The 2550-nt window shown below is 54.2% G+C and carries 2 rRNA genes (1 of these 2 cut by a window edge); both read right to left on the bottom strand.

Going from position 1 to position 2550, the window contains the following annotated elements:
• Window positions 1–88: 88 nt before the first annotated feature.
• Window positions 89–203, bottom strand: a 5S ribosomal RNA gene (rrf, locus tag GRI55_RS13580).
• 165 nt (window positions 204–368) lie between these two features.
• Window positions 369–2550: ribosomal RNA gene (locus GRI55_RS13575) — 23S ribosomal RNA — on the bottom strand (it continues 610 nt past the right edge of the window).

The following is a 2550-nucleotide window of genomic DNA, read 5'->3' as shown; positions in this document are numbered from 1 at the left end:
CAGAGACGAAAAAGCCGCCGCGCGGTTTGCACCGGCAGCGGCTTTTTGAAATCGTGAATGGGTTTGTTCCGCGTCCGTCCGCTATAATGCCTGGCGGCGACCTACTCTCCCAGTGCTTGAGCACTAGTACCATCGGCGCAGTCCGGTTTCACGTCCGAGTTCGAGATGGGATCGGGTGGGTCACAGACGCTATAGCCACCAAGCAATAAAGCGGGCGGACGGGCCGCCCGCAGGTTTTGCCCTGCGGGGACCGTATCGGATTTTAAATCGATGCTGTTGAGCTTTTGAGGGCTTATCCGGCTGAAGTTTCCTCTACCACCGTTGAGCCGCCTGTCTTGCGACAGGGCTGTCATTGATGGTGCAGATCCTACAAGCGCGAAAAGAACTATTAGGACCGGTTAGCTACACGCATTACTGCGCTTCCACACCCGGCCTATCAACGTCATGGTCTATGACGGTTCGAAGATTGCTTATCTCAAGGGAGGCTTCCCGCTTAGATGCTTTCAGCGGTTATCCCGTCCATACATAGCTACCCTGCGGCACCCTTGGCAGGATGACAGGTACACCAGAGGTATGTTCACCCCGGTCCTCTCGTACTAGGGGCAACTCCTTTCAACAATCGACGCCCACGGCAGATAGGGACCAAACTGTCTCGCGACGTTCTGAACCCAGCTCACGTACCACTTTAATTGGCGAACAGCCAAACCCTTGGGACCTGCTCCAGCCCCAGGATGTGATGAGCCGACATCGAGGTGCCAAACGATTCCGTCGATATGAGCTCTTGGGAATCATCAGCCTGTTATCCCCGGCGTACCTTTTATCCGTTGAGCGATGGCCCTTCCACGAGGGACCACCGGATCACTATGACCGACTTTCGTCTCTGCTCGACCTGTCGGTCTCGCAGTCAGGCATGCTTATGCCATTGCACTCTTGCAGACGGTTTCCAACCGTCCTGAGCATACCATCGCGCGCCTCCGTTACTCTTTAGGAGGCGACCGCCCCAGTCAAACTACCCGCCACAGAGGGTCCCAACACCGGATAACGGTGCGTGGTTAGACATCAGAAAATCACAGGGTGGTATTTCACAGGTTGGCTCCACACCAGCTGGCGCCGATGTTTCAAAGCCTCCCACCTATTCTACACAGTAATTTCCTAATGCCACTCTGAAGCTGCAGTAAAGGTGCACGGGGTCTTTCCGTCTAACCGCGGGTACTCCGCATCTTCACGGAGAATTCAATTTCGCTGAGCATATCCTGGAGACAGTGGGGAAGTCGTTACGCCATTCGTGCAGGTCGGAACTTACCCGACAAGGAATTTCGCTACCTTAGGACCGTTATAGTTACGGCCGCCGTTTACTCGGGCTTCAATTCGGAGCTTGCACTCCTCCTCTTAACCTTCGAGCACCGGGCAGGCGTCACACCCTATACGTCGTCTTGAAGCCGACTTAGCAGAGTGCTGTGTTTTTGCTAAACAGTCGCTACCCCCTGGCCTGTGCCCCCCACAAAGACTTGCGTCGATATGGGGCCTCCTTCTTCCGAAGGTACGGAGGCAATTTGCCGAGTTCCTTCAGGATACTTCTCTCAAGCGCCTTGGTATACTCTACCTGACCACCTGTGTCGGTTTCGGGTACGGTCTATAGTGAAGAGGCTATTTCCTGGAACCGCTTGGCTGCCCTCTCAATCCAATAAGAGAAAACAACTTCCACGATCCGTCACACATCTTCAGGCCCACGAATATTTACGTGGTTCCCATCGACTACCCCCTTCGGGCTCGTCTTAGGGGCCGGCTAACCCTGCGCCGATTAGCGTTGCGCAGGAACCCTTGGTCTTTCGGCGACAGGGCATCTCACCCTGTTTGTCGCTACTCATGTCAGCATTCGCACTTCCGATACGTCCAGCGTCGGTTACCCTTCGCCTTCACTCGCTTACGGAACGCTCCGCTACCGCTCAGAATAAATTCTGAACCCTAAGCTTCGGTGCATATCTTTAGCCCCGTTACATCTTCGCCGCAGGAACCCTTGTTTAGACCAGTGAGCTGTTACGCTTTCTTTAAAGGATGGCTGCTTCTAAGCCAACCTCCTGGTTGTTTTGGGATTCCCACATGCTTTCCCACTTAGATATGACTTGGGGACCTTAGCTGTAGGTTAGGGCTGTTTCCCTTTTGACGACGGACCTTAGCACCCGCCGTCTGTCTGCCGGATAAGACTCGATGGTATTCGGAGTTTGGTTAGGTTTGGTACCGCTCGCGCAGCCCTAGCCCATCCAGTGCTCTACCCCCATCGGCATACATCCGACGCTCTACCTCAATAGATTTCGCGGAGAACCAGCTATTTCCCGGCTTGATTGGCCTTTCACCCCTAAACACAGCTCATCCGAGAATTTTTCAACATTCACCGGTTCGGTCCTCCAGTGCATGTTACTGCACCTTCAACCTGGCCATGCCTAGATCGCCGGGGTTCGGGTCTAATCCATCATACTCAGTCGCCCTATTCAGACTCGCTTTCGCTGCGCCTACACCTAACGGCTTAAGCTTGCATGGTAGATTAAGTCA

It is taken from the genome of Qipengyuania citrea, assembly GCF_009828015.1.
GTDB classification, from domain to species: Bacteria; Pseudomonadota; Alphaproteobacteria; order Sphingomonadales; family Sphingomonadaceae; genus Qipengyuania; species Qipengyuania citrea.
This window is presented reverse-complemented; position numbering and strand designations above follow the sequence as displayed.